We start from the raw sequence: 23,181 nt of genomic DNA on the forward strand, positions 1-23,181 counted from the left end.
TCGGCCCGTCCGCTGGATGGGCGAGCTCAGCACCTGAACAGGCTGCGGCACATCCGGAAAAAACGAAGGCGACCCTGGCGGCCGTATCGGCCGATGAAGGTCGCCTCCAATCGAATTCGCCAGCGGCTACGCGGGAGTCGCGGCGGCGCCCGGTGCCTGGGGTGTTGACCGTTTAGCAGACTTGTTGATCTGGCGGTCGGCGATGATACGGCCGATGCCGATGCCGATGAGGCCCGGAATGAAGACCAGCAGAATGATGAAGGACGCGCCCGCCGTCAGTTCGAAGAGCAGGCCGTTATCGCCGAGATCGAAGCGGGGCAGCCAGTCGAGCAGCCACGAAACCACACCGCTGCCCAGACCCGCGGCAGCCGCGGTCTTCAGCCACAGGATGGTGAGGTCGGAGCCGTGCTCCGGATCCGGATGGACCTCACGGTCCTTGCGGCCATCCAGCACACCCCAGAACACCACCGCGGCGAGCAGCACCACCAGGCACAGCGGTCGCATCCAACTGCCCTGGGTCGGCCAGTACACCATCGCGAATCCCAACGCGGCACGCAGGAAAACGACCAGCGCACCGAGCCCGATGGCCCGCAACACCCAACCATTCATGGTCAACACCATAGCCTCGAGTCGGCCGGATCCAAATGAGAACCGGTTACAGATTTATCGCCGCGGCCATTTCCGCGTGCGGAGCCGGGCGGCCGGTGAACTGTTCGACCTGTCCGTAAGCCTGGTTCAGCAGCATCTCCAGCCCGCCCACCACGGTGTGCTCCGCCCGCGCGACCGCAACGGCAAGCGGCGTCGGCCACGGGTTGTAGATCGCGTCGAGCACCACCGGGGCTGCCGCCACCGCCTCGGCGACAACCGCGGCCGCCTCGGCCGGGATCGTGCTCACCACGGCACCGGCATCCGCACACGCCGCGCGCAATGCGTCTTTGTCGAAGCCGATCACGGCGGTGGTCATACCGAGTTGCTCCGCGAGGTCCATTGCGTTGCGCGCCCTTCTCGCATCGCGGGCGACGACGGTGACCACCTTGGCACCGAGTTCGGACAATGCGAGCAGCGCCGGACGTGCGGTTCCACCCGCACCTAGTACTACGGCCTCGGCCAACTCGCCGACACCACCGCCGCGCAACGCGCCGAGCACACCGTCGACGTCGGTGCAGTCGGCACGCCAACCCTGCGAACCGATCCGAACCAAGGTGTTCGCCGAGCCCACCAGCACCGCCCGTTCGGTGCGTTCGCCCGCATATGCCAGCGCGGCCTCTTTACCCGGCATGGTCACCGAAAGCCCGACCCATTCCGGTCCGAGCCCATCGACCAGACCGGGCAAATCCTCGGCCGAACATTCGATCCGCTCATAGGTCCAATCGAGCCCGAGCGCACGGTATGCCGCCAGATGCAGCTGCGGCGACCGCGAATGCGCGATCGGCTTACCGAGCACGGCCGCCTTGCGGGTTTGCGTCATCGCCTCACCGCCCACTGTCGAGAATTCCGCTCTGCCTGGCCTTTTCGATATTGCGCAGATGTTCGCTGTAGCTCTCGGTGAACAAGGTGGTCCCCTGTTTGTCGACTGTCACGAAGTACAACCATGTCCCCGGCTCCGGATTCTCCACGGCGCGCATCGCATTCAACGATGGCGCGGAGATAGGGGTCGCCGGCAGTCCCGGCATGGCGTAGGTGTTCCACGGCGTGCGCTTGGCCCGGTCGGCGTCGGTGGTCGCGACCTCGGTGCGGTCCAGTGCGTAGTTCACCGTCGAGTCGAACTGTAGTGGCTGGTTCTCCGCGAGCCGGTTCACGATCACCCGCGCCACCTTGCCCATATCCTGCGGCAGTGCTTCGCGTTCCACCAGCGAGGCGGCGATCAGGGTCTGGTACGGGTTCAGCTTCGTCTCGGCGCCGGACTGCAGCAAACCGGTCGACTCGTAGCTGCGCGCACTCGCGCTCACCAGCTGCTTCAGAATCTGATCCGGCGTACCACTGGGATCGAAATCCCAGGTGCCCGCGGCGATAAGACCTTCCAGCTGCCTGCTGCGGTCGGGTACGTCACGCACCCGCTGCTCGGCCCAGCTCGGCACGCCGAGGGCGGTCAGATCCGCACCCGAACCGGCGGCATCGAGCTGGTCGTAGGTGAGGCATTTCTGATTCGTACCGGTGCCGACGCAGCTGGCGTCGGCGATCTTGCGGTAGATTCCGTCCTTGCGCGAGCCGGTATTCACGTCCTGCTGATCGTGCAGCTGCCGTCCCTCGGAGACGACCAGATTGCCGACCCGCGAACTCTTGCCGAGCAGTGCCGTCACCGCCTGGGTGGACGGGCTGTGACTCGGGATCGCGTAGTAGCCGGGCTGCACCGAATTCATATTCGAATTGCGCACGGCCGCTTGGAAGAAGGCCTCACTGCTCGCGACGACGCCCTTCTTGTGCATCTCCTCCGCGATCTGGTTCGACGTATCGCCCGGATGGACCTGCACCACCACCAGCGGTCCGACCGGACCCGCGAAGTCCTCGGGCGCGCCGAACATCTTGACCACTTTCATTCCCGCGAATACCGCGGCGCCGGCGAACAGCGCCACGAACAGCGCACCGATCAGCCACAGATTCCGGCGGCGCTTCTTGCGCTCGGCCGCCTTGCGGGAGGCCGCCCGGGACCGTCGGCCGCGTGAGGGCGCACTGCGCCGACGCTCCGAGCGGGACTCCGCACGCTCCTCGTCTGTCCGGCTCCCGCCGCGCTCGGGCCTGGTGCGCCCGGAGCGCGCGGACGCGGCACCGGAGCGTCCACCCAGCCCGTCACCGCGGGCCCGCCGCGGCTCCGCTCCCTCGGTCCGCTGCGGCCGCCCACGCCGCGGTTCCCCGCGCTCGGCCCGCTGGGTCGCACGCCGCGAACGCTCGGCCGCGAGTACCTCGTCGTGATCTTCGTCGGTATAGCGCGGAATGACCGTGGTGTCGTCGTCGTAGTCCTCCCATGCCTGGTCGTTTCGCCGGTAACGCCGCTCAGCCTCGCGCTGACGGAAACGTTCCTCGGCTCGCGCCCATCGATCCGTCATGCACCGTCTCCGGAATCAGACGCCGCTTCGGCCGACTTCAACACCGCACTCCGTTCGTCCAACCATCCCTGCAGGATCGCTACGGCGGCCGCCTGATCGATCACCTGCCGCTGGCCACGCGCGCGAACTCCACTGTCCCGCAATGCACGTGCAGCTGACACCGTAGTCAAACGTTCGTCGGAAAGTCGGATAGGCACGGGGGCTATGACTGCGCGCAAACGCTCCGCGAACGCCATCGCCGCATCGGCTGCGGTCCCTTTTTCCCCGCGCAATGTCCGTGGCAGACCGACGATAACCTCGACGGCCTCGTATTCCCGCACAATTTCGGCAATTCTGGAAATGTCGCTTGCCGGTCCGGACGCGCGCTTATTCGGCTTCGCGCGCGCCACTGTTTCCACGGGCGTGGCGAGCATGCCGTCCGGGTCGCTGGAGGCGACCCCGATCCGGACACTGCCGACATCGATGCCGATCCGCCTGCCGCGGCCAGGATCGGTGTCGGGTGAGGGACGATGACTCTCCGAGTCGCCCATCACTCGGCGAGTTCGGCCACCCGGGCACGGACCGAGGCCAGACCGACTTCGATACCCGAGGGGTCCGAACCGGCGCCCTGCGCCATCTCCGGTTTGCCGCCACCGCGACCGGAAATGCTCGGGCCGAAGCTGGCGACCAGGTCGCCGGCCTTGAAGCCGAGATCCTGCGCGCTCTTGTTGACCGTCACGACGAAAGGCACCTTGCCATCGGCATTGCCGAGCAGCACGACAACCGCAGGTTCGGTGCCGAACCGGCCGCGGATATCGGTGGCGAGGGTGCGCAGGTCACCGGCGGTGACACCTTCGGGCGCGGCCGCGGCCACCAGCAGCACACTGCCGACCCGCTCGGCCTCGTCCACGAACTTGGCCGCCGAAGCGAGCACCGTGGCGATCTTGGTGCGCTCGAGCTCCTTCTCGGCCACCTTCAGCCGCTCCACGAGCTGCTCGACGCGCGCAGGCACCTCCTCCGAAGGCACCTTCAACGAGGACGCGACCCCGGCCAGCAGGGCACGCTCCTTCGCCAGATACTTATATGAGTCCAGGCCGACGAAGGCCTCCACGCGTCGCTTACCGGAACCGATCGCCGATTCGCCGAGCACGGTGATCGGGCCGATCTGTGAGGAATGCTGTACGTGCGTACCACCGCACAGCTCCATCGAGAACGGTCCGCCGATCTCCACCACGCGCACCTCGTCGCCGTAGTTCTCGCCGAACAGCGCGAGCGCGCCCATCTGCTTGGCCTTGGGCAGATCGGTGACGAAGGTGTTCACGGGGAAGTCCGAGCCGACCGCGTCATTGGAGACGGCCTCGATATCGGCCTTCTGCTGTTCGGAGAGCTGGCCCTGCCAGTTGAAGTCGAAGCGCAGATAGCCGGGCTTGTTCAGCGAACCGGCCTGCACGGCGTTCGGGCCGAGCACCTGCCGCAGCGCGGCATGCACCATATGCGTGCCGGAGTGGCCCTGGGTGGCGCCATGTCGCCAGGCCGGATCGGCTTGCGCGAGTACGACATCGCCCTCGGTGACCTGGCCCTGTTCGACGGTGGTCTTGTGCACCCACAGCTTCTTGGCGATCTTCTGCACATCGTTGACGCGCAGTTTGAGGCCCTGCGCCGTAATGGTGCCGCGATCGGCGATCTGACCACCGGACTCCGCGTACAGCGGGCTCCGGTCCAGGATCACCTCGACGTCCTGTCCGATGGTGGCGGTCGGCACCCGGACACCGCCGGCGATCAGCGCGAGAACGTGCGCCTCGGAGGTCAGCTCGTCGAAGCCGGTGAATTCCGTTGCGCCGCGGTCGACCAACTCCTTGTAGATGGACAGGTCGGCATGGCCGTGCTTGCGCGCCTGCGCATCCTCCTTGGCCATCTTCCGCTGCTCGGCCATGAGCGAGCGGAAGCCCTCCTCGTCGACCGACAGTCCGGCCTCCGCCGCCATCTCAAGGGTCAGCTCGATCGGGAAGCCGTAGGTGTCGTGCAGTTTGAAGGCGTCCGAACCCGGAATCGTCTTGCCGCCCTTGGCCGCAACCTCGTCGACGGCATCGGCGAACAACCGGGAGCCGGTATTGAGCGTCTTGAGGAACGCCGTCTCCTCACCCACCGCGACATTCTCGATCCGCGCGAAGTCGGTGGCCAGTTCCGGATACGACGGCGACATCAGCTCGCTGACGACCTTCATGAATTCGCCGATCACCGGCTTGTCCGCGCCGAGCAGCCGGGCCGAGCGCACGATTCGGCGCAGCAGGCGGCGCAGCACATAGCCACGGCCCTCATTGCCCGGGTTGACACCGTCGGCGATCAGCATGGCCGAGGTGCGGGCATGGTCGGCGATGACGCGGAAGCGGCGGTCGTCCTCGTGTTCGACACCGTAGGACCGGCCCGTCAACTCCTCGGCCTTATCAATGATCGGGCGCAGCAGGTCGGTCTCGTAGACGTTGTCGACGCCCTGCAACAGCAGCGCGATGCGCTCGACGCCCATGCCGGTATCGATATTCTTCTTGGGCAGCGATCCGACCGGCGGGTAGCCGAGCTTGGGGCTCTGCTCACCGCGGATGTCCTGCATGAAGACCAGATTCCAGATCTCCAGGTAGCGGTCCTCGTCGGCAACCGGACCGCCGTCCTTACCGTATTCGGGGCCGCGGTCGTAGTAGATCTCCGAACACGGGCCGCCCGGTCCGGGCACGCCCATATCCCAGTAATTGTCCTTGCCGTCGCGGAACTGGATCCGCTCCTTCGGGATGCCCGCGACCCGGTGCCAGATCTCGGCGGCCTCCGGATCGGATTCGTAGGCCGTCACCCAGATCCGCTCGGGATCGAAGCCGTAGCCGCCGTCCTCCTGCGACTTGCTGATCAACTCCCAGGCGAGGGTGATGGCGCCCTCCTTGAAGTAGTCACCGAAGGAGAAGTTGCCCGCCATCTGAAAGAAGGTGTTGTGCCGGGTGGTGACGCCGACCTCTTCGATATCACCGGTGCGGACGCATTTCTGCACACTGGTCGCGCGCGGGAACGGCGGCGCCTCCTGGCCCAAGAAATACGGCTTGAACTGAACCATGCCCGCGTTGACGAACAGCAGGGTCGGGTCGGCCAGGATCAGCGAGGCACTGGGCACCTCGGTGTGTCCGGCACGGACAAAATGGTCCAGGAATCGCCGTCGGATCTCGTGGGTCTGCACAGATATCCAGCCTACCGGTGCCCCGCATCCCCTTTTTCAGCGACCGGGTGGTCCACCTCCGCCGGCGGGAGCGACCCGGACCGGGTCTGCGGCGAAGTGAGCGATTATCGTCCGCGGACGATTCTGCGCAGCTTCTCGACGCGGCGTTGGATATCGCGTTCGACACCGTGATCGGTCGGAGTGTAGTAGTCGCGGCCGACGATTTCGTCGGGCGGATACTGTTGGGCCAGTACGCCGTCCGGGTCGTCGTGCGGGTATTTGTAGCCTTGGGCGTTGCCGAGAGCGGCGGCTCCCGCGTAGTGGCCGTCGCGTAGATGTGCCGGGACCGTACCCGCCTTGCCTGCCGAAATATCGGCGAGCGCGGCGCCGAGCGCGGCGGGCACGGCACCGGATTTGGGGGCCGTGGCCAGGTGGATCGTCGCGTGGGTCAGGGTTAGTTGAGCCTCGGGCATGCCGATCAGCTGCACGACGTGCGCCGCCGCGACCGCGGTCTGCAGCGCCATCGGATCGGCCATGCCGATATCCTCGCTCGCCGAAATGACCAGGCGGCGGGCGATGAAGCGGGGGTCCTCGCCCGCGCTGAGCATGCGAGCCAGGTAGTGCAGTGCCGCATCGACATCCGAGCCGCGAATGGATTTGATGAAGGCGCTCACCACGTCGTAGTGCTGGTCACCGGCACGGTCGTAGCGCACGGCCGCCTTGTCCACGCTGGCCTCGACCAGATCCACATCGACGGTGCCGTCCAACGAGGATTCCGCCGATGCTTCCAGCGCGGTGAGCGCCCGGCGCGCATCACCACCCGCGATCCGCACGATGTGCTCGAGCGCGGCCTCGGTCACCGTGTACGCGCCGCCGTAACCACGCGGGTCCGCGAGCGCCCGATCGAGCACCAGCCGGATATCGGCGTTGGTGAGCGACTGCAATTGCAGTACCAGCGAGCGCGACAGCAATGGCGAGACCACCGAGAACGAGGGATTCTCGGTCGTCGCGCCGACCAGCAGCACGATCCGGTTCTCCACCGCGGCCAGCAACGCGTCCTGCTGCGTCTTGGAGAAACGGTGCACCTCATCGATGAACAGCACAGTCTGCTCGCCCGCGGTGAGACGGCGGCGGGCCACATCGATGACCGCACGCACTTCCTTCACCCCGGCCGACAAGGCCGACAGCGCCTCGAAGCGCCGACCCGTGGCCTGCGAAATCAGCGACGCCAGCGTCGTCTTGCCGGTTCCCGGCGGTCCGTACAGCAGCACCGACGCCGCGCCCGAACCCTCGATCAACCGCCGCAGCGGCGAGCCGGGCCCGAGCAGATGCTGTTGGCCGACCACCTCGTCCAATGTCGCGGGCCGCATCCGCACCGCCAGCGGCGCGCCAGCATCGCGGCGCACCACACTGTCGATGGAGTGTCCGGACGGCACCTCGTCGCCGGGCACGTCGAATAAGCCTTCGCTCACACCGAGCACGTTACCGAGGAGCACCGACAGCTCCGGGTCCTGTGCCGATTTGCCTCGCCGACCATGGATCGGCTGTGATCGCAGCCGTGGCTGAAAACGTCGTCGTTCCGGATTCCGAGCCTTTCGCTCGACGCACTCTGCTGAAGGGTGGTGCCGCGGCGACAGTCGCCGCATTCGCGGTCGCCACGCCCGCACGCGCCGAGGGACCGGTATTCCGTCACGGCGTCGCCTCGGGCGATCCGCTGGCGAACGGTGTGATCATCTGGACTCGTGTCACCGTCTCCGACGACGCGACACCCGGTTCCGGCGTCGGCGAATCCGCGGCGGTGCGCTGGGAACTGGCCGCCGATGAGCGCTTCGCATCCGTGATCGCATCCGGAATGGCCACGGCCACAGCGGATTACGATCACACTGTCAAGATCGATGTGACCGATCTGCAGCCCGGCAGCGCGTACTTCTACCGCTTCACCGCGTTCGGCGTGCACTCCCCCGTCGGCCGCACCCGAACCGCTCCGGCCACGTCTGCCGCGGTCGATCGCCTACGCTTCGGCGTGGTGTCCTGCTCGAACTGGGAGGCGGGATACTTCGGCGCGTACCGGCATCTGGCCAATCGCACCGACCTCGACGCGATCGTGCACCTCGGCGACTACATCTACGAATACGGCCGCGGCAAATACGGCGGGCGCAGCGGCGCGGTGCGTCCACACGAGCCCGCCAATGAGATCGTCACCCTGGCCGACTACCGCATTCGGCACGCGCAGTACAAGACCGATCCGGATCTGCTCACGCTGCACACGCGGGTGCCGTTCATCTGCACCTGGGATGATCACGAATTCGCGGACAACGCGTGGTCCGGCGGTGCGAACAACCATGATCCGGCCACCGAGGGCGACTGGCAGCAGCGCCGCGCCGCCTCGGCCCGCGCCTATCTCGAGTGGATGCCGGTCCGGGCGAGCAGTTCGGGGTCCGACGTCCAGATCTATCGGCGGCTGCGTTTCGGCAACCTCGCCGAGTTGTCCATGCTCGACCTGCGCAGCTACCGCGACCAAGAGGTCGAACCGGTCGCAGGCTGGCGCGAGGTCGACAACCCGGCGCGCACCATCACCGGCAAGGCCCAAATGGATTGGCTCACTGCCGGTTTGGCATCCGCGCCGGTGCAGTGGAAGCTCGTCGGCAATTCGGTGATGATCGCGCCGCTGGTGTTCCCGCCGCTGGAACCGGCGACCACGGAGGCCATCACGACCATGGCTGGTGTGCCGCGATCCGGCGTTCCGGCCAACGCCGACCAGTGGGACGGCTACACCGCGGACCGTCGCACATTGTTCCAGTCGATCGCCGATCAGCAGATCCGCGATGTCGTCTTCCTGACCGGCGATATCCATTCCTCGTGGGCCGCCGACCTGCCCGTCGACCCGGCGGACTATCCGGGCGGGCCGACGGTGGGCGCGGAATTCGTGGTCCCGTCGGTGACTTCATCGAGTCTCGGCGAGCTGCTGAAGGCGCCACCGCGCACAGTCGCGGTCCCGGTAGAGGAGTCCGTCAAGGGGGTGAACCGGCATCTGCGGTACGTCGAGATGGAGTCGCACGGCTACGGCGTCCTGGAGGTCACCCCGGCGCAGGCACAGATGGACTGGTTCTATGTCACCGACGTCGCCGATCCCAATTCCGGCGTGCGTCACGGTGCTTCTTTCGCCGTTCGTTCCGGTGGACGCGTCGAGCCACGCCCAGGACCGGTCGCCTGATTGTCGGAAGGGTCTGCATCGGCACGACTTGCGAGACTCCACGCGATTCCAGTAGCAGAATTTTCTCGCGAAAGGTTGTCGATTTCCGTCGAGCTCGATCGTCGGAACGAATACGACGGCCCGATCGGCGGGCCGGCGCAACCCGAAGGAGCGAGATCATGAGCCAGTACCTGGTGCTGATTTACGAGGACGAAAATGCGTACGCGACCGCATCGGAGCAGGTCATGGGTGAGGTCTACCAGGCGCACGTGACCTTCCAGGAGATCGCGGGCGACGCCGTGCAGGGCGGCAACGCACTCCAGCCGACTGCTACCGCCACCTCCATCCGGCAGAAGGACGACGGCGATTTCACCGTGACCGATGCCCCGTTCGCCGAGGCCAAGGAGGCGCTCGGCGGCTACTACCTGATCGAGGCCGCGGATCTGGACGCCGCGATCGCAGTGGCCAAGCAGGTGCCCGCCCGATTCGGCGGCGTCGAGGTGCGCCCGATCATGACCTTCGACTAGCCCTGTGCCGATCGAGACCGATGCGGCTGCCGCCGTCGACCAGGCGCACCGTCGCGAATGGGCCTTCGTGCTCGCCGCGACGGTGCGGCTTGTCCGCGATTTCGACCTCGCCGAGGAATGCGTGCAGGACGCCTACGCGCGGGCTCTCACCGAGTGGGCCGCGCACGGCGTTCCCGCCAAGCCGGGCGCCTGGCTGACCACCGTCGCCCGCCGCCGCGGCCTCGACCTGCTGCGCCGCGATTCGACCATGCAGCGCGCACTGCCCATGCTGATCACCGACCTGGCCGACGACACCGCCGATCTCGCACTCGCGGAACTGGATTCGGCATCGGCCATTCCAGATGACCGGTTGCGCTTGATCAGTACCTGCTGCCACCCGGCACTGGCCCGCGAGGCCCGGGTGGCGCTGACCCTGCGTCTGGTCTGCGGTGTCACCACCGCCGAGGTCGCCCGCGCCTTCCTCACCAGCGAATCGACCATGGCGGCCCGAATCACGCGCGCCAAGAAGAAGATCGCGGTAGCGCGCATTCCGTATCGGGTGCCGTCGGTGCGCGAACTCCCCGACCGGCTCGATGCCATCTGCGCGGTCATCCACCTACTGTTCACCACCGGTCACACCGCGCCGTCGGGTGACGCGCTGGTTCGTACCGATCTGGTCGAACGTGCGCTCCAACTTGCACGAATGATGCATGCGCTCGTCCCGGACGATCCTTCCGTCACCGGCCTCCTCGCGCTGATCCTGCTCACCGATGCGCGGCGCGCCGCCCGCGTGGATACCGAAGGGCGCCTGTGCACTCTCGAACACCAAGACCGCTCCCGCTGGGATCGCGCGGCCATCGCCGAGGGCATTGCCTTGGTGAAAACCGCTCTGCCACATACGGATCGGTACACACTGCAGGCCGCCATCGCCGCCGTCCACGACGAGGCGCCGTCCTGGGCGGAAACCGACTGGCGTGAGATCACCGGACTGTACGTACTCCTGCTCCGGATCTGGCCCGCACCGGTGGCGCGCCTCAATCACGCGGTAGCAGTGGGCCTTTCCGGCAATCCGAGCCGAGCGCTCGCCCTCCTCGACGCGCTCGCCGCTGAACCGTCCCTCGCCACCTACGGCTACCTCGAAGCCTCCCGCGCGGCCTTTCTCACCCAGTTGGGCCGCATCTACGAAGCCGCCCGGGCCTACGAATCCGCTCTACTCCTGACCGAAAACACCATAGAGCGAGCCCACCTCGAATCCCGCCTTTCCGACCTCACCCGCTGACTCTGCTTGGGACTTCTCGTCGACGGTAGTCAAAGGGTGGTTGCCGTCGGCATGTCGACCCACCATTTCACTACCTTCGATGGCGAGAACCGCCCCACATCGACGCTGGAGTTTGGTTTCCTCGACCCGACCGAGGCGCCCCGGTAGACCCGAAAACCTATTCCGACCAGCGCTCTTCGAGCATCGCCGACACATCCTCGGCGAAATCCCCGACCGCGTCGTCGCCGGTGCAGCGCGCGTCTTCTGCCAGGGCGGCCCAGCGATTGATCAGGGCTTCCGAGCGCGGAACGGAGAGGCCGTGTTCGCGGGCGGCGGCGATGCGGGTGTGGTCGGCGGGCAGGAACCAGTAGGTGGTGAGCCAGACCCAGATGAGGCGGGCTTCCAGGATGCGTTCGGCGAGTACGGCGTCGTCGGCCAGGGCGGGCCAGACGCCGACGACCTCGGCGCGCCACGCTTCGACCATTTGCTTGGCGCGATCGCGGGACAGTTCGAAGTCGCAGAGGCAGCCGGGGAAGGACACCAGCGCGTAGGCGATGTCCAGGGTGGCGTCGCGGAAGCCGCCCCATTCGTAGTCGAGGAAACGTGCGCCCTCCTCGTTGAGGATCACATTGTCCGGGCACAGGTCCGACGGGCTGAATGCGCGAAAGCGACCAGCGGAAAACAGGCGATTGCCTCGAACGATCCGCTCGGCGATCTCACCAGGGACTTCGATGCCGAGTTCGCGCTGCAGCATTCCGGGCACCTCGGAGATGGCGGCCTCGGCCTGTTGCGCGATGCCGTCGACCCGGTGCACCACATCCACCCGGCGCAGCAGCGCGACAAAATCCGCTTCGCGCCCGACGGTTGCCGCATGCATCCGACCCAGCGCCTGCGCGAAGGCCATGAGCGCGTTGCGCGTCGCCGGTTCCGCACCGGATTGCAGCACCTGCGTCATCCGGGCGTTCTCTCCGAGATCACTCAGGACGAGCAGCCGGTCCGGGAGGCTGTGCGCGATCAGGTACGCGCCGGGCCGCTGATCGCGGCTGAGCGCGGTAGTGAACTGATACGACACGGCCTCGCGTAGAAACGCGGAGTCGATGCTGGCGACGCCGGGCGCTAGTCCACCCGTCGTGCGGTCCGCCGCGGATCCGCGAACCTGCTTGACGATGAGCGTCCGGGGCAGGGAGAAGGCGTTCTCTGAAACACGCACGCGTAGGACCGTCGTCCTACCACTACCGCTGAGTTCCATCGGATCGCTCAGCTTTACCGGAGCACCCATTCGCTTTGTGAGCAATTGCTGTGCTGCGGACACGACTTCGGCGGCGCGTTCGGCCAATAGTGCGGTCATCGCTAATCAAGCTACTCGCACCGGGTCACTTCTAGCGAGCGGTTACACAACCTTTCCGCGTCGTTCGGCGTGTCTGCGTCAAGGTTGCGGAACGGGCGCTGGTTGCTTGACACCATTGCGGCTGTCCGGTTTTCTCATCGTCAACTGCCGTGCGCCACACCGCAAACCAGTTGCGTCGAAAGGTCTGCAGACAATGTCCGACTCACCGTCGCCCAAGCCGAACGAACCAACTGGCTCGCCCGAACCGAGCGGCGGCGCGCCCGACGAAGGTGACGGCGAACAGTTCGCCGCGCGTCCGGGTCAGCACGAAAGCCCGAATCCGCACCCGACGGAACCCAGCACCGGACACAGCAAGCACGAGATGGCCGGCCCCGCGGGCTACCCGCAGTTCGAGGGTCCCGGCGCGGCGCAGTACGGCAGTGAACCGGTGGAGCCGCCACCGCCGGTCGGCGCGCCCGGACAACCGGGGCAGCCGAGCTACGGCCCCCCGGGAACCGGTCCCGGCTCGGCGCATCCCGCATCGATGCCCCCTGGCACGATGCCGCCCGGAGTTGCCGCAACGCCTGCTGGAGCGGTCCCGCCGGGCGCAATGCAACCCGGCTTCGATCCGGCAGGCGCATCGGCGCCCGGCCTGGCGAAGCCCGGCGCCATGCCGCCCGGTGCCGTACCTCCTGGTGCAGCGCCGCCCGGCGCAACGCAACCCGGCTTCGAATCGGTCGGCACGATGCCTCCCCCCGGCGCAATGCCTCCGGGCGCTCAGCCCGCCGCGCCGACCTACGGCTACCAATCCGCCCCCGGCGCGCCGACGACCCTCGATGTCGGCAATGCCCTGAGCTACGGCTGGGAGAAGTTCCGCGCGAATTTCGGCCCCTGGCTGGCCGTTACCGCGATCGGCGTGATCATCTATCTCGCCTTCGTGCTCATCGTCCAAGCCGTGCAACCGAATTCGCTGTTCAGTCTGTTGCTGATCTTCCTCGCGGTCATGGTCGCGATCTGGCTGCTGCAGGCCGCCATGATCCGCGGCGCTCTTTATGAAACCGACGGCAACAAACCGACTTTCGCGTCCTACTTTCATTTCGTCAACGCGGGCAATGTCCTCTTGACAGCACTGCTCGCCTTCGCGCTGACCTGGATCGGCGCGGCACTGTGCTTCGTGCCCGGTCTGATCGCCGGATTCCTGTGCATGTTCTCGCTGCACTTCGTCGTCGATCAAGAGCAGGGTCCGTTCGACGCGATCAAGTCCAGCGCGACGCTGGTCATCGCCAATATCGGGCAGGTGCTGCTACTCGGCCTCGCCGTACTGGTCATCACCTTTGTCGCCACCCTGCTGTGCGGCTTCGGCCTGCTGATCGCCGGACCGGTGTGCACGATCGCGGTGACCTACGCCTACCGGGCACTCACCGGCGGCACCGTGTCCGTGTCCTAGCCTCCGGTGCGCTGGGCGCATCCGCTCCCAGCGCACCGGAACATCGGCCCCGCAATAGAATTGGCGGTCACTTCGAGGGTAGAGACCGCATCCACCACCACTGCTTGAACCGGGCGATCGGTCCGCCTTCGCTACCCGCACGCGGGCGCAGCGCCAGCACGAGCACCCCGGCCGTGACGATGCCCGCCAGGTTCACCGCGAGCTGCCCGGCCGACATGAATGCGATATGCCACTCCCCCAGAGTCGCCGCGATTACCGCGAATCCGGCCGCGGGCACGGTGGTCACCGAGATGAACACCCCGACCAGCGCCGCGGATTTCGCGGTGACCACCGCCAACATCCCCGCTGCACCAGCCAACAGCGCGACCACCAGTGAAAACGGCCCGACCTCATAAATGAAGTCGACATTCTCGATGGTTTCCACACCGGTCACCGTGATCCAGCCGAACTGCTCCCACAGCAAGGTCGCCAACAGCGTGATGACCATCGCCACCGGAAATGCCACCAGCAGCGCGACCGCCGACTTGCGAGCGAGCATGAAATCGCGCCGCCACAGCCCCACCGAAAAGGCTGCCAGTGGCCCGAATTCCGGCCCGACCACCATCGCGCCGACGATCGTCACCGGTGAGTCGGTGGCCACGCCGACGGCCGCGAGCAGGCAGGCGATGGTGAGGAAGGCGACGAAGGTCAGCGTCAGCGAGGACTCCTCATGGGTCTGGGCGAGCAGTTCCTCCCACACCACCGCATCGGTCGGATCGCCCGGAGCCTCCTCGATGGCCCGCTCACCAGCATCGGAAATCACCGTCTCGACGGGGCCGAGCGTGATGCCGCCGGTGTGCTTGATGCCGAGCGTGGTCAGATCGGCGAGCACATCATTGGCGGCCTCACGCGCGACATCGGCCTGGATCAGATCACCGACGGGCTCGACGGCGACACCGCGCGCCAGCGTCACATGCGTGACGCCCGGGTCGGCACTCAGCACCGCCATCACCTTGTCGGTGAGTTCGGGCGGGCTGATCATGCGCAAGTGCAGCACTGGAACCCCTTGTGGTCAGCATCGATGAAACTGACCAGAAAGTACCGTTCCAGCCGCAGCCCGCGCTATTCCGAAGCGCGGCCGGCGTCGTCGCCCTCGTCCTTCTTCTTCTTCTCCGGCTTGAAGTCCAGGCCCGCTTCCTTGCGCTGCTGCGCGGTGATCGGCGCGGGCGCATCGGTCAGCGGATCCACACCGCCACCGGTCTTCGGGAAGGCTATGACCTCGCGGATCGAATCCATGCCGGCCAGCAGCGCGGTGATCCGGTCCCAGCCGAAGGCGATGCCGCCGTGCGGCGGGGCGCCGTAGGAGAACGCGTCGAGCAGGAAGCCGAACTTCTCCTGCGCCTCGTCGTGCCCAATGCCCATCACCTTGAAGACGCGCTCCTGCACATCGCGGCGATGGATACGGATGCTGCCGCCGCCGATCTCGTTGCCGTTGCAGACGATGTCGTAGGCGTAGGCCAAGGCCGAGCCCGGGTCGGTGTCGAAGGTGTCCAGCGACTCCGGCTTGGGCGAGGTGAACGCGTGGTGCACCGCGGTCCATGCCGAATGACCAAGTGCCACATCGCCACTCGCGGTCGCCTCGGCGGCGGGTTCGAACATCGGCGCATCCACGATCCACACGAACGCCCACGCGTTCTCATCGATCAGACCGCATTTGCGCGCGATCTCGCCACGAGCCGCACCGAGCAGCGCGCGCTGCGCTTTGGCCGGACCGGCAGCGAAGAACACACAGTCACCCGGTACCGCGCCGACATGCTTGGCCAAGCCCTCGCGCTCGGATTCGCTGAGGTTCTTGGCGACCGGGCCGCCGAGCGTGCCGTCCTCCTGCACCAGCACATACGCCAGCCCCTTGGCGCCGCGCTGCTTGGCCCACTCCTGCCAGGCGTCGAGCTGACGCCGCGGCTGACTCGCGCCACCGGGCATCACGACCGCGCCGACGTACTCCGCCTGGAACACCCGGAACGGGGTCTCCTTGAAGTACTCGGTGCATTCGGTGATCTCGACACCGAAGCGCAGGTCCGGCTTATCGCTACCGAAGCGGCGCATCGCCTCCGCGTAGGTCATATGCGGAATCGGGAACGGAATCTCGTAGCCGACGAGCTTCCACAGCGCCTCCAGGATCTCCTCTGCGACCAGGATCACGTCCTCTTGGCGCACGAAGCTCATCTCGAGGTCGAGCTGGGTGAATTCGGGCTGGCGGTCGGCGCGGAAGTCCTCGTCGCGGTAGCAGCGCGCGATCTGGTAGTACCGCTCGACACCGGCGACCATCAGCAGCTGTTTGAACAGCTGCGGGCTCTGCGGGAGCGCATAGAAGCTGCCCGGCTGCAGGCGCGCGGGCACCAGGAAGTCGCGGGCGCCCTCGGGCGTCGAGCGGGTCATCGTCGGGGTCTCGACCTCGACGAATTCATGATGGGCCAGCACCGCGCGGGCGGCCGCGTTGACCTTCGACCGCAGCCGGATGGCCTTGCCCGGCGCCTCGCGGCGCAGGTCGAGGTAGCGATACTTGAGGCGGGCCTCATCGCCGGGCTGCTCGTCGAGCTGGAACGGCAGCGGCGCGCTCTCGTTGAGCACCTCGAGTTCGCTGACGTTGACCTCGATGGAACCGGTCGGCAACTCTGGGTTCTCGTTGCCGTCGGGCCGCTGCTCGACCACACCGGTGACCCGCACGCAGAATTCGGCGCGCAGTTTGTGCGCCTGCGCCGCTGGCTCGCCCTCGCGGAACACCGCCTGCGCCACACCCGACGCATCGCGCAGATCGATGAAGATCACGCCACCGTGGTCACGACGCCGGGCCACCCAGCCGGTGAGGGTGACGGTCTGACCGGCATGCTCGCTTCGCAGCGAACCAGCCAAGTGGGTGCGCAGCACGGGATTCCTTTCGACGAATGTGACACCGGCAGGGCGATCCGGTGCGGTTGCCATCGTAGTGAGACACATATCCCGAGAGGAAACCGATATCGCCGCCCCGCGTGCGAAGCTGTAGACATCAGGTCGTCGGTCCGCAGGTTTGGGCCGGAACCGGGCAGTACCGCACACTTTCCCACCAGGGTGCGAGTCCTACGAGCGCCGTTCGTGGCCCGTCTCACATCCGAGTGGCCGAAGCGCAGCGCCGCAGGCGCGAGTCTCGGCCGCTCGGATGCGAGACAGCAGGGGGCCGCGAACACGCGGCGCCGCAGGCGCCGCAAATCCAACACAGAAAGCGAAGCAGATGACCTTCAACGAAGGCCTCCAGATCGACCCGGATCGGGCTTCATCCGGCGGTGGGCCCGGGATGGGCGGCAAGCTCGCCCTCGGCGGTGGTGCCGGTGGTCTCATCCTGCTGGTAATCGGCCTCTTGCTCGGCGGGGATCCGAGTTCGCTGCTCGGACAGTTGAACGGCAGCGAGAGCAGCACTGCGCAGCCCGGCACCGCGGGCACGCCCGCGCACTGCAAGACCGGCGCGGACGCCAACAAGTACGTCGACTGCCGGGTGGTGCTCACCGCACAGAGCCTCGACGCGGTGTGGGCGGCACAGCTGCCCCAGCAGACCGGCAAGAAGTATTCGAAGCCGAAATTGGTGTTGTTCTCCGGCGCGGTGTCGACCGGTTGTGGCAATGCGACCAGCGCGGTCGGCCCGTTCTACTGCCCGGCCGACCGGACCGCCTACTTCGACACCGCCTTCTTCCAGGAACTGGTCGACCGCTTCGGTTCCAGCGGCGGCCCGCTCGCCCAGGAGTACGTGGTGGCGCACGAGGTCGGCCACCACATCCAGAATCTGCTCGGCGATATCGGTCGGGCCCAGCAGGATCCGCGCGGACCGGAATCCGGCGCGGTGCGCACCGAACTCCAGGCCGACTGCTACGCAGGCATCTGGGCCCACTTCGCCGACAAGCAACCCGCCCCCGGCAGCGATCAGCCCTTCCTGAAACCTCTGTCCGACAACGATATCCGTGACGCTCTCTCCGCCGCGTCCGCCGTCGGCGACGACCGAATCCAGCGTGCCGCCCAGGGGCGCGTCAACCCGGAGGCCTGGACCCACGGTTCCTCGGACCAACGCCAGAAATGGTTCCTCACCGGCTACAAATCCGGACAGGTCCAAGCATGCGACACGTACTCGGCCTCCGACCTGAACACCCCGTCGGCCTTACGCTGATCGCCTACGGATGATCGATAATCGAATCCAGTTGGACTGTGGCACAGCGTAGATAGGGATTTCATGCGGAGAACGAAGTCGGCACTGCTGTTTCTCGTCGTGGCGCTTGCGGGCGGCTGGGGTGTCGCCTCGGCCGAACCCGCTGCCGATGCACCACAACCGCCCGCCCCGGCACTGCTGACACTCACCACCATCCCGAGCGGTTGGTCCGAGCGGGTCGACCTGCGCCCGGTGCTGCAGATCTACGCCGACGGACACGCGGTCGCACAGCCCGACGCCGCGTCCACCACCCGCGCCGCCGACACCCCACCGCAGCGGCTCACCGGCACCGTCCCCGCCGACGTCCTGAATGCCGCACTGGCGGAAACCAAATCGCTCGCCGCCCTCGACCTCGGCATGCCCAGCGCCACCGACCAGGGCACTCAGATCATCGACCTCATGCCTACGCCGCCCGACCAAGACGTCCATGTCCTCATGTACGCCCCCGACGCGACCGAGAACCTCACCTCCGACCAACAAGCCAACCGCAAGCGCTTCACCGACCTCTATCGCAAACTCGTCGACGCCTTCACCCGAGACCACTGAGCCGGTTGTCGACCTCGGTAGCGATGGCACGAGGAACGTTGCGCGCTTCGGTATCTGCGAGGCCTGAGGTACCGCAACACCGTTCGGACGTATGCCCAGCTGGAACTCCAGTGCCCCCTCTCGAAACCGAGCGGGGGCACTGGAGGACTGTTTCGGACTAGAACTGATCCTGTTCGTAGTCCGAGCTGACCAGTTCATCCGGGTGGGTCGCACCGATCACGTCCGGGGTGGACTCACCGAGTGGCCCGGTGAGGTCGTCGTTGCCCGTGCGGCTCTGGTACGGGTCCACATTGCGCGTGTGCTCGTCGTCGTTGCCGCCGCGTTGGCCGGTGGCGCCGGGGCTGCCGCCCATGAAGGAGCTCCCCGAGCCGGCCGCGCTGGTCGACGTACCTGTGCCCAAGGATGTGCCGGACAAACCCGAGACCCGGCTGATGGGCGAGACGGTGCTGCCCGGCGTGCCGGTCACCTTCTGCGTCGACGGCGAGCCCGATGTGCTCGGCGAACCGGAACGGCTTCCGATGCCGCTCATGCCCGAGATCCCCGAGGTGGTGTGCCCGGTATTGGTCGATGCCGCCATGGTGGACGTGCTCGGCGAACCGGAGGTGCTGGAACCGTCCAACAGGCCGGCGGCATTGGTCGACGCATCCTGTGCGACCGACTGCGCCTGTTCCATGATCGGCTCACCGATGTTCTGCATGACCGCCTGGGCGACCTCCTGCGGCGCAGGCAGACCGCTGGTCCCGAGCAGCTGGTTCACCAGACCGGTCAGCTCGGCGGTCTTCCCGGCCAGGTCACCGCGGGTGGCATTGGCGACCGCGACGGCCGATCCAAGATGTTCGGTCGCGGTCGCGATGAGCGCGGCCTGACCGGGCGGCGTCAGCGCCACCGGTACGAGTGCGGTTGCCTGCGTGGCGAATTCGCTCGCGATCCCGAGCAGCTGCGCATTGCCCTGCTGCACCACCGCGGCGGCCCGCTGGGTGAGTTCGGAGATGTCGATACCGCGCTGACTGGTGTCCTGCCCCTGGGTCTGCGCGGTATTGCTGGCGGCCTGCGCCTCGCGGGACGACTGGCCCTGCCACAGCTGCTCGACGGTCTGCAGACCACCCTTGCCGACCGATACCGCGGCCTCGATGATCTTGGATGACTGACTGAGTATCGCGGTCGGGTCGAAGGCTCCGATGACGCCGGTGCCGAAGCTGTTGAGCAGCTCCAAGATCGGCTGGAACAGCGTGTCGATGCCGGGAATTCCGGGAATCGACAACCCCTGCATCAGCGCCGCGACCGGATCGGACGGAATATTCGTCGCCGCCGCGGCCGCCGCAGCACCCTGGTTGCCCGCCCCGCCGAGGGCACTGCCGACCGCACTCTGCGCCTGTTGCGCCGCGCTCTGTGCCGCCTGCACCACCGGCGCAGCAGCATGGCTGATCGCGGTCTGCGCATCGGTAAGCGCCTGCGACACATCGGGGGGCACCGCACCGGACAGAATCGCGCTCGCGTCGGGGGTCGAGTTGCCGTTGAGCCCCGGCATGCCCGCTGGTATGGTCCCCAGCTGCGGCGAATCCTCGGTGATCTTGCGCGCGAGCACGAATTCGGGCGCCTCGATCGGCGGCAGATCCGCGGGCAACTGCGGCAGCGACAGATCGCTCAATCCCTGCGATACGTTCTGGAGTGCGTCGACGGCGGTGTTCTGCGTCGCGATCACGGCCTCTTCGATCGCCACGCTCTGCTGATCGGGCGCGATCACGCCGGTCGCGCCGGAATCCATCGGTCTCATGCTCCGCCTCCGACCTGGTCGGCGATCGCGTTCAGTACGCTCGCGTTGCCGAAGTCGGTGGTATCGAACGCTGCGGCCGCGGTGAACGCGGACTTCGAGAGCTTGTCGTATTTGGCCGACAGATCATTGATGTCCTTGGCCTGCAACACCTGTGCCGCGGCGAACGCCAACAGATAATCGGCGCCGATCAGACCGAATACCGGCGTGAGCGCCGCAACGTTCTGCACGGCATCGAAATTGCCCGCTCCTGCGATCTCGCCGGCCACCCCGGCATTGGTCGCCGCGAATGCTCGGACCGCATCGGTCTCCACCGAGAGATCAGCCATCGAGTTGCACCCCCCAAATCGTCGTGAACTGTAGTTCCGTGTTCATAGCGTCGATCAACATCTACTCCCTGCCCGCACCGGCAACTCGGCTGCGATCGGGCCCCTGCGCAGCTGCGAGTCGGTACCGGCGCCGCTGCGGTTGCGCTCAATATAGCGGACCCCACCGGCAAGTTTCGAGCCCAACGCAGCCACCGGAAAGGAACTGGAACAGGTTGCAAATTAGAACAAGTTCTATATTCTCGATCGCATGAAGGTCGCAGTGACCGGCGCAGCCGGCTACCTTGGCACGAATCTGCTCAGCCTGCTGGTCGAACGAGGACACGAGGTCACAGCAATCGATCGCGTCGTTCCGGAGCAGCGGACGGACCCGAACGTCACCTGGGTCTCCGGCAATGTGCTCGACCCCGAATCCATGCGCACCGTGCTCGCCGGCGCGGAGATCGTCTACCACCTCGTCGCCGTGATCACCCTGGCCGAGCAGCACGACCTGGCATGGAAGGTCAATACCGAGGGTGTGCGCGTCGTCGCCGAGGCGGCGCTGGATCTGGGCGTGCGCCGCATGGTGCACGCGAGCTCCATCCACGCCTTCAACCAGTACACCTGCGGTGGCCGCATCGATGAGACCTCGGCGCGCTCGACCGATCCCAGCCTGCCCGTCTACGACCGCTCCAAATGGGCTGGCGAAATCGAACTGCGCAAGGTGATCGAGCAGGGCCTGGACGCGGTGATCTGCAATCCCACCGGCGTCTTCGGCCCGCTCGACTACAGCACCCCGCTGTCCAGGATCAATCGCACTCTCAAGGACGCCGCCCGCGGCCGGGTACCGGCGATGATCGGCGGCGGCTTCGATCTGGTCGACGTCCGCGACGTCGCGAAGGGCCTGATCCTGGCCGGGGAGCGGGGCCGGACCGGCGAGAACTACCTGCTCGGCGGTTCGATGATCTCGATGCTCGACCTGTGTCGCACCGCGGCGGAATGCGGCGGCAAGAAGGGACCGAAGTTCTCGATCTCGCCCAAGGTCGTCAACGGCTTGATTCCGGTGCTCGAACCGATCGGCAAACTGCTCAAGACCGACATCGTGTCGAAGGCCGCACTCGGTGCGCTGGTCTCCGCCCCGATCGTCGACCACGGCAAGGCGGAGCGCGAAATCGGTTATCGGCCCAGGCCCATCGAGGAGACGGTGCGCGACCTGGTCACCTTCTTCACCGATCCGAAGCAGCTCACCGCGCCCGACGCCCGACAGATCGCTTGACACTCGTTAGAACACATGTTCGACTGGTGGGGTGCGGTGGCAAAGCCAAACCCTGGATGCCGACGACGGCGCCCTGCCCGGTCTCGACCGGGCGGGTTTCGTACGCACCGTACAGACCCCAGAATTCGAGGGCATCACGTTCCACGAGGTGCTGTGCAAGAGCGCGCTGAACAAGATGCCGGAGGCGTCGAATCTGCCGTTCCATTGGACGATCAATCCGATGCGCGGCTGTTCACACGCCTGCCGCTACTGTTTCGCGCGGCCCACCCACGAGTATCTGGATCTGGACGCGGGCCGGGATTTCGATTCGCAGATCGTGGTGAAGACAAATATCGCCGCGGTGCTGCGCAAGGAACTCGGCCGGCGGTCCTGGCATCACGAACCGGTCGCGCTGGGCACGAATACCGATCCGTATCAACGGGCCGAGGGCCGATATCGGTTGATGCCCGGCATTATTCGCGCGCTTACCGATTCCGGCACACCGTTCTCCATTCTCACCAAGGGCACGCTGCTGCGCCGGGATCTCCCGCTGCTCACGGCGGCGGCTCACCAGGTCCGGGTGAGCATCGCCGTGTCCATCGCGATCCTGGATATGGATCTGCACCGCAGCCTGGAATCCGGTACGCCATCGCCCAGGGCACGATTGGAGATGGTGCGGGCGCTGGCCGATGCCGGGTTCGAGGTTGATGTGATGGTCGCGCCGGTGATTCCATATCTCACCGATAGCCGCGCCCACCTGGACGCACTATTCGCTGCGGTCGCCGAGGCCGGGGCGGTATCGGTGGTCGCATTCCCGATGCATCTGCGCGGCGCCACCCGGGGCTGGTTCCTGAGTTGGCTGGCCGAGGCGCATCCGGCGCTGGTGCGCCGCTATCGCCAGCTCTATGGCCGCGGCGCCTATGTGACGCCAGAGTATGCCTCCTGGCTCCGCGAGCGGGTGCAGCCGCTGCTCCAGCAACACGGCCTCACCCGCGAGCACACCCCGGAGCCGCAGACACAACCCCCGACACCGCTGCCCGGCGACACGCAGCTGGCGCTCTTCGCGTAAAGCATTTCACAAGCAATTCCCGCACACGGCGGAGTAGGTTGGCCAATGGCACCTCCCATCGGACGAGGAAGTGAA

The 23,181-nt window shown here is 66.7% G+C and carries 19 protein-coding genes; 8 read left to right on the forward strand and 11 right to left on the reverse strand.

Annotation, left to right across the window (positions count from 1 at the left end; genetic code table 11):
- Positions 1–126 precede the first annotated feature (126 nt).
- From ACFYOW_RS04995 to ACFYOW_RS05020, 6 genes are all read right to left on the reverse strand, one after another.
- Complete coding sequence (locus ACFYOW_RS04995) at positions 127–609, reverse strand: B-4DMT family transporter (RefSeq protein ID WP_245721038.1); 483 nt, start codon at positions 607–609, stop codon at positions 127–129.
- Between the two features lie 46 nt (positions 610–655).
- Positions 656–1,468, reverse strand: coding sequence for a shikimate dehydrogenase (locus tag ACFYOW_RS05000; RefSeq protein WP_387284607.1), 813 nt, complete (start codon positions 1,466–1,468; stop codon positions 656–658).
- A 4-nt stretch (positions 1,469–1,472) separates the two neighbouring features.
- Entirely contained in the window at positions 1,473–3,044 is a 1,572-nt protein-coding gene (locus ACFYOW_RS05005) for an endolytic transglycosylase MltG (RefSeq protein WP_387284609.1), read from the reverse strand.
- Positions 3,041–3,574, reverse strand: coding sequence for a Holliday junction resolvase RuvX (gene ruvX / locus ACFYOW_RS05010; RefSeq protein ID WP_387284610.1), 534 nt, complete (start codon positions 3,572–3,574; stop codon positions 3,041–3,043). Before ruvX ends, ACFYOW_RS05005 begins: the two co-directional genes overlap by 4 nt.
- Positions 3,574–6,240: an alanine--tRNA ligase gene (gene alaS, locus ACFYOW_RS05015; RefSeq protein ID WP_387284611.1), complete on the reverse strand. Its 2,667-nt coding sequence runs from the start codon at positions 6,238–6,240 to the stop codon at positions 3,574–3,576. The genes ruvX and alaS overlap by 1 nt, the downstream gene beginning before the upstream one ends.
- Before the next feature lie 104 nt (positions 6,241–6,344).
- A complete protein-coding gene (locus tag ACFYOW_RS05020) occupies positions 6,345–7,691 on the reverse strand; it encodes a replication-associated recombination protein A (RefSeq protein WP_387284613.1) in 1,347 nt (448 codons plus the stop codon).
- A 74-nt stretch (positions 7,692–7,765) separates the two neighbouring features.
- Between ACFYOW_RS05020 and ACFYOW_RS05025 the strand changes: the two genes are divergently transcribed.
- The 3 genes from ACFYOW_RS05025 (at position 7,766) to ACFYOW_RS05035 (ending at position 11,197) form a co-directional block, all read left to right on the forward strand.
- Positions 7,766–9,433 carry an alkaline phosphatase D family protein gene (locus ACFYOW_RS05025; RefSeq protein WP_387284614.1) on the forward strand — a complete coding sequence of 556 codons (1,668 nt, stop codon included), beginning with the start codon at positions 7,766–7,768 and terminating at the stop codon, positions 9,431–9,433.
- Positions 9,434–9,591: 158 nt separating this feature from the next.
- Positions 9,592–9,939 carry a YciI family protein gene (locus ACFYOW_RS05030; RefSeq protein WP_327099960.1) on the forward strand — a complete coding sequence of 116 codons (348 nt, stop codon included), beginning with the start codon at positions 9,592–9,594 and terminating at the stop codon, positions 9,937–9,939.
- Positions 9,940–9,943: 4 nt separating this feature from the next.
- Positions 9,944–11,197 (forward strand): RNA polymerase sigma factor, encoded by a 1,254-nt coding sequence (locus ACFYOW_RS05035; RefSeq protein ID WP_387284616.1) that lies wholly within the window; start codon positions 9,944–9,946, stop codon positions 11,195–11,197.
- A 157-nt stretch (positions 11,198–11,354) separates the two neighbouring features.
- On the opposite strand, the gene ACFYOW_RS05040 is transcribed toward ACFYOW_RS05035, so the two are convergent.
- Positions 11,355–12,524 carry a phosphotransferase family protein gene (locus tag ACFYOW_RS05040; protein WP_387284618.1) on the reverse strand — a complete coding sequence of 390 codons (1,170 nt, stop codon included), beginning with the start codon at positions 12,522–12,524 and terminating at the stop codon, positions 11,355–11,357.
- 193 nt (positions 12,525–12,717) lie between these two features.
- Between ACFYOW_RS05040 and ACFYOW_RS05045 the strand changes: the two genes are divergently transcribed.
- On the forward strand, positions 12,718–13,950 hold the full coding sequence (locus ACFYOW_RS05045) for a hypothetical protein (RefSeq protein ID WP_387284620.1): 1,233 nt from the start codon (positions 12,718–12,720) through the stop codon (positions 13,948–13,950).
- A gap of 67 nt (positions 13,951–14,017) precedes the next feature.
- Here ACFYOW_RS05045 and ACFYOW_RS05050 read toward each other — a convergent pair whose 3' ends face one another.
- Both ACFYOW_RS05050 and aspS read right to left on the reverse strand, forming a co-directional pair.
- Complete coding sequence (locus ACFYOW_RS05050; protein ID WP_387284622.1) at positions 14,018–14,986, reverse strand: DUF389 domain-containing protein; 969 nt, start codon at positions 14,984–14,986, stop codon at positions 14,018–14,020.
- Positions 14,987–15,051: 65 nt separating this feature from the next.
- Positions 15,052–16,857, reverse strand: coding sequence for an aspartate--tRNA ligase (gene aspS, locus ACFYOW_RS05055; RefSeq protein WP_387284623.1), 1,806 nt, complete (start codon positions 16,855–16,857; stop codon positions 15,052–15,054).
- Positions 16,858–17,197: 340 nt separating this feature from the next.
- On the opposite strand from aspS, the gene ACFYOW_RS05060 reads away from it, so the two are divergent.
- Entirely contained in the window at positions 17,198–18,121 is a 924-nt protein-coding gene (locus ACFYOW_RS05060; protein WP_387284625.1) for a neutral zinc metallopeptidase, read from the forward strand.
- A gap of 63 nt (positions 18,122–18,184) precedes the next feature.
- Positions 18,185–18,706, forward strand: a complete 522-nt coding sequence (locus tag ACFYOW_RS05065; RefSeq protein ID WP_387284627.1) for a hypothetical protein — start codon at positions 18,185–18,187, stop codon at positions 18,704–18,706.
- 157 nt (positions 18,707–18,863) lie between these two features.
- On the opposite strand, the gene ACFYOW_RS05070 is transcribed toward ACFYOW_RS05065, so the two are convergent.
- Both ACFYOW_RS05070 and ACFYOW_RS05075 read right to left on the reverse strand, forming a co-directional pair.
- On the reverse strand, positions 18,864–20,480 hold the full coding sequence (locus ACFYOW_RS05070) for a hypothetical protein (protein ID WP_387284629.1): 1,617 nt from the start codon (positions 20,478–20,480) through the stop codon (positions 18,864–18,866).
- Complete coding sequence (locus tag ACFYOW_RS05075) at positions 20,477–20,806, reverse strand: type VII secretion target (RefSeq protein WP_387284631.1); 330 nt, start codon at positions 20,804–20,806, stop codon at positions 20,477–20,479. Before ACFYOW_RS05075 ends, ACFYOW_RS05070 begins: the two co-directional genes overlap by 4 nt.
- Before the next feature lie 247 nt (positions 20,807–21,053).
- Here ACFYOW_RS05075 and ACFYOW_RS05080 point away from each other — a divergent pair, with 247 nt between their 5' ends.
- Positions 21,054–22,058: an NAD-dependent epimerase/dehydratase family protein gene (locus ACFYOW_RS05080; RefSeq protein WP_387284633.1), complete on the forward strand. Its 1,005-nt coding sequence runs from the start codon at positions 21,054–21,056 to the stop codon at positions 22,056–22,058.
- Positions 22,059–22,089: 31 nt separating this feature from the next.
- Positions 22,090–23,106, forward strand: coding sequence for an Rv2578c family radical SAM protein (locus ACFYOW_RS05085; RefSeq protein ID WP_387284635.1), 1,017 nt, complete (start codon positions 22,090–22,092; stop codon positions 23,104–23,106).
- Positions 23,107–23,181: the final 75 nt, after the last annotated feature.

Origin of the sequence: Nocardia sp. NPDC006982, assembly GCF_042869435.1 — a bacterium.
GTDB lineage: Bacteria > Actinomycetota > Actinomycetes > Mycobacteriales > Mycobacteriaceae > Nocardia.

What these genes read in the sequence shown, in the direction of transcription:
- ruvX (WP_387284610.1), bottom strand. Translation starts at nt 3,574, where the DNA reads ATGGGCGACTCGGAGAGTCATCGTCCCTCACCCGACACCGATCCTGGC.
- ACFYOW_RS05080 (WP_387284633.1), top strand. Translation starts at nt 21,054, where the DNA reads ATGAAGGTCGCAGTGACCGGCGCAGCCGGCTACCTTGGCACGAATCTG.
- ACFYOW_RS05070 (WP_387284629.1), bottom strand. Translation starts at nt 20,480, where the DNA reads ATGAGACCGATGGATTCCGGCGCGACCGGCGTGATCGCGCCCGATCAG.
- ACFYOW_RS05045 (WP_387284620.1), top strand. Translation starts at nt 12,718, where the DNA reads ATGTCCGACTCACCGTCGCCCAAGCCGAACGAACCAACTGGCTCGCCC.
- ACFYOW_RS05000 (WP_387284607.1), bottom strand. Translation starts at nt 1,468, where the DNA reads ATGACGCAAACCCGCAAGGCGGCCGTGCTCGGTAAGCCGATCGCGCAT.
- ACFYOW_RS05005 (WP_387284609.1), bottom strand. Translation starts at nt 3,044, where the DNA reads ATGACGGATCGATGGGCGCGAGCCGAGGAACGTTTCCGTCAGCGCGAG.
- ACFYOW_RS05065 (WP_387284627.1), top strand. Translation starts at nt 18,185, where the DNA reads ATGCGGAGAACGAAGTCGGCACTGCTGTTTCTCGTCGTGGCGCTTGCG.
- ACFYOW_RS05075 (WP_387284631.1), bottom strand. Translation starts at nt 20,806, where the DNA reads ATGGCTGATCTCTCGGTGGAGACCGATGCGGTCCGAGCATTCGCGGCG.
- ACFYOW_RS04995 (WP_245721038.1), bottom strand. Translation starts at nt 609, where the DNA reads ATGAATGGTTGGGTGTTGCGGGCCATCGGGCTCGGTGCGCTGGTCGTT.
- ACFYOW_RS05030 (WP_327099960.1), top strand. Translation starts at nt 9,592, where the DNA reads ATGAGCCAGTACCTGGTGCTGATTTACGAGGACGAAAATGCGTACGCG.
- ACFYOW_RS05040 (WP_387284618.1), bottom strand. Translation starts at nt 12,524, where the DNA reads ATGACCGCACTATTGGCCGAACGCGCCGCCGAAGTCGTGTCCGCAGCA.
- ACFYOW_RS05060 (WP_387284625.1), top strand. Translation starts at nt 17,198, where the DNA reads ATGACCTTCAACGAAGGCCTCCAGATCGACCCGGATCGGGCTTCATCC.